General features: G+C 42.3%; 4 protein-coding genes. 3 read left to right on the forward strand and 1 reads right to left on the reverse strand.

What is annotated here, in order from left to right:
* The first annotated feature begins 73 nt into the window (after positions 1 to 73).
* Both pdxH and AABI99_RS17775 read left to right on the forward strand, forming a co-directional pair.
* A complete protein-coding gene (pdxH, locus tag AABI99_RS17770; RefSeq protein ID WP_338367452.1) occupies positions 74 to 712 on the forward strand; it encodes a pyridoxamine 5'-phosphate oxidase in 639 nt (212 codons plus the stop codon).
* Between the two features lie 12 nt (positions 713 to 724).
* Positions 725 to 1,492: a TatD family hydrolase gene (locus AABI99_RS17775; protein WP_338367453.1), complete on the forward strand. Its 768-nt coding sequence runs from the start codon at positions 725 to 727 to the stop codon at positions 1,490 to 1,492.
* Here AABI99_RS17775 and AABI99_RS17780 read toward each other — a convergent pair.
* Positions 1,459 to 2,079 carry an AhpA/YtjB family protein gene (locus AABI99_RS17780; RefSeq protein ID WP_338367454.1) on the reverse strand — a complete coding sequence of 207 codons (621 nt, stop codon included), beginning with the start codon at positions 2,077 to 2,079 and terminating at the stop codon, positions 1,459 to 1,461. The genes AABI99_RS17775 and AABI99_RS17780 overlap by 34 nt on opposite strands.
* Positions 2,080 to 2,230: 151 nt before the next feature.
* Between AABI99_RS17780 and serB the strand changes: the two genes are divergently transcribed.
* Positions 2,231 to 3,247, forward strand: coding sequence for a phosphoserine phosphatase SerB (serB, locus tag AABI99_RS17785; RefSeq protein WP_338367455.1), 1,017 nt, complete (start codon positions 2,231 to 2,233; stop codon positions 3,245 to 3,247).
* Positions 3,248 to 3,252: the final 5 nt, after the last annotated feature.

Consider the following 3,252-nt stretch of genomic DNA (forward strand, 5'->3'; position numbering starts at 1 on the left):
ATAGCTGATAGCTGATAGCTGATAGCTGATAGCTGATAGCTGATAGCTGATAGCTCTTTAGAAGGATTTGTTTATGAAACTCGAAGATATCCGCCGTGAATACCTGCAAGACGCGCTAAGCGAAGATAACTTGCAAGATGATCCATTCAAACAATTTGAAATGTGGCTTGAGCATGCTGTTGGCAGTAATATTCCAGACCCAACGGCTATGGTTGTTGCAACCGTTGATGAAACTGGGCAACCTTCACAGCGTATTGTACTGTTAAAGCATTTAGATGATAACGGGTTTGTTTTTTTTACTAATACTGGCTCGCGTAAAGCACAAGAGCTAAAAGGCAATAACAAGATATCGCTGCACTTTCCGTGGCATCATATGGAACGCCAAGTCATTGTATACGGCGAAGCTAAACCCTTACCTACCTCAGCTGTGGCTAAATATTTCTTATCGCGCCCTAAAGAAAGCCAATTGGCTGCATGGGCGTCGCAACAAAGCAGGCCAGTGTCATCGCGTAAAATGCTTATGGAAACTTTTGCTAATATGAAGAGTAAATTTGCCAATGGCGAAATTCCATTGCCTGACTTTTGGGGGGGCTATTGCGTTGTGCCTTCTAAAATAGAGTTTTGGCAGGGTGGCGCACATCGGTTACACGACCGCTTTATGTATCAGCGTCAAGCTGATAATAGCTGGCAAATAACCCGTTTAAATCCTTAAACGGCTTTCGCTGTGAAGTTTATAGACTCGCATTGCCATCTTGATTTTAGCGAATTTGATGCAAGTCGCGAATCACTCATAAAAGAGTGTATTACTAAAGGCGTTGAGCGTTTTGTTGTGCCAGGTATTAGCTTGGCGCAATCTAAGCAACTAATCGCACTTAAAAGCAAGCACCCTCAATTACATATTGCCGCAGGGCTTCACCCTTATTTTTTAAATGAGCATAAAGACGCTCACTTAGCGCAGTTATTCGACTTTGCAAAAGCCAATAAAAGCCAGCTGGTAGCAATAGGTGAGTGTGGTCTTGATAGAAGTATTGAAGACTTTGAAAAACAAACCAATCTATTTGAGCAGCAAATAACGATTGCTAACGAACTGAACTTACCGCTTATTGTGCACCACAGGCAAAGCCATGACTTAATTGCGCAAGCGTTTAAACGTTGTAAGCCAAAATGTGGTGGGGTGATACATGCGTTTTCGGGATCGCTCCAGCAAGCCCACTATTACATTAAACAGGGTTTTAAATTAGGGGTAGGTGGGGTTATTACCTATGAACGGGCTGCTAAAACCCGTAATGTCATTGCTCAAATTGAGTCACAACATTTAGTGCTCGAGACTGACTCGCCCTCCATGCCACTGAGCGGCCACCAAGGTGAAATTAATACGCCACTACACATTCCAAATGTGTTTAACGTAGTATGTATCTTAAAGCAATGTGGCGATAAAGAGGCGCTTGCTAAGCAGCTTTACGACTCTTGCTCAGAAGTTTTTTGCATATAGCGGTTAACCTGCCAACGCTTTAATCCACGCCCAAGCTGCCAAGTAAAAATACACGCAATCACTAACATTAATAATACTTGCCTACCTAAATCATGAAAATGATTGTGGCTGTCAGATATCGCCGCACGGGTTAAATAAGTAATAGACACAAAGCCAAGGGGCTTGTCTATATCGCTTACCACAGGTTCTACAAATGGGGTTTTTAATTTACTTATACCGGGTGTGGACTCTGGTAATTGGCCAAATATGTGGTGTGACTGCCAATGATCACTGCTGGCTATAAGCACGCCTTGTTGATCGTAAATTGTGGCCGAGAGTACAAACTCGTCTTTACTTATATCGTTACACAGCGCATTAAGTTGTGGTTTGTTTTTAGCAAGCAATGGTTCTTTAGCATTGAGTGCCATAAATCGGGCTAAGCTTTTAGCTGTATTATTAGCACTATTATAAAGTAGTTGATGGCTCTCCGAGCTACTATTAACACCTACAAAGCTCAGTAATACAAAGCAGCCCGCAGCCAAAAGCAAGCGAACAATTCGCTTTCTTTGAGATGCAGATAAAGGGCTTTTTATATGGTTATTTTTCATAGTCACCGTATATGCTACTGACAGCATTTTGATTTGATGTTACAACTACGGTAACTATAACCTTAAATCTACCCTGTTGGCGAATTTAGCATTATAAGTACCTTAATTGATACGCCTAGTTAGAAAAATAATCACTACACACGGAGACCCCATGTCGCAAACGAACATGGCACAGCCACATGCTGAGCAAGTATTACAGCCTTTAACGTTAAACTCATGGTTTGATTACAATGAAGGGAATTTTACTCCTGCTCAAACATTGCCAGATAAAACAGCTGGTATATTCAGTATTGCGTTTGCCGGCGGTTTCGAACTAACGCATGTAACCAGTATCATTAAGTTTTTAAAAGAGCATGGACTCAATGTAACGGCTGTATGCCAGTATCAGCCCGACTTAGGCTTAGCGCCAGCTTTGTGTTTTTATAGCCCTGAAGCTGACACAAAAATTAATCCGCTTGTGCTAGGGGAGTTTGCAAACACGCTTGATTGTCAGCTAGTACAAGTCACTACGCCGCCAAACTTGTATGAACCAGGCTTATTGGTTATGGATATGGACTCCACCGCTATCACCATAGAATGCATTGATGAAATTGCACGCTTAGCAGATGTTTATGATGATGTGGCTTCTGTGACTGCGCTTGCGATGGCCGGAAAGTTGGATTTTAGCGAGAGCTTAAATCAGCGTGTTGCAAAATTAGCTGGTATAGAGCAAAGCTTAATTGATGAGCTAAAACAGACTTTACCGTTGATGCCAGGTATTAAAGCATTGTGCCAAATATTAAAGCAGCACCATTGGTATTTAGCTATTGCATCAGGTGGCTTTGTGCCTTTTGCCGAGCGTGTGCAGCAGCTGATTGGTTTAGATGAGGTACATGCCAATGTACTTGAGTTTGAAGATAATAAACTCACAGGAAAGGTTTTAGGTGGTATTGTTGACGCGCAGCAAAAAGCGGTTGTTTTAGAAACACTGCAGCAAAAGCGGGGCTTAGCAAATACGCAAACGGTAGCCATAGGTGATGGCGCAAACGATTTGCTAATGATGGAAAAAGCAGGACTAGGCGTTGCCGTACACGGCAAACCAAAGGTGGTTGAACACGCACAAGCGGCTATATGTCAGGGCTCGTTACTGCAATTGTTGTATATGTTGGCTATCCCTTTTAAAAAATAACCTGA

Origin of the sequence: uncultured Pseudoalteromonas sp. (genome assembly GCF_963922945.1) — a bacterium.
GTDB lineage: Bacteria > Pseudomonadota > Gammaproteobacteria > Enterobacterales > Alteromonadaceae > Pseudoalteromonas.

Bases quoted from the DNA above. Each gene is read 5' to 3' on its own strand.
- pdxH (WP_338367452.1), top strand. From the start codon at position 74: ATGAAACTCGAAGATATCCGCCGTGAATACCTGCAAGACGCGCTAAGC.
- AABI99_RS17780 (WP_338367454.1), bottom strand. From the start codon at position 2,079: ATGAAAAATAACCATATAAAAAGCCCTTTATCTGCATCTCAAAGAAAG.
- serB (WP_338367455.1), top strand. From the start codon at position 2,231: ATGTCGCAAACGAACATGGCACAGCCACATGCTGAGCAAGTATTACAG.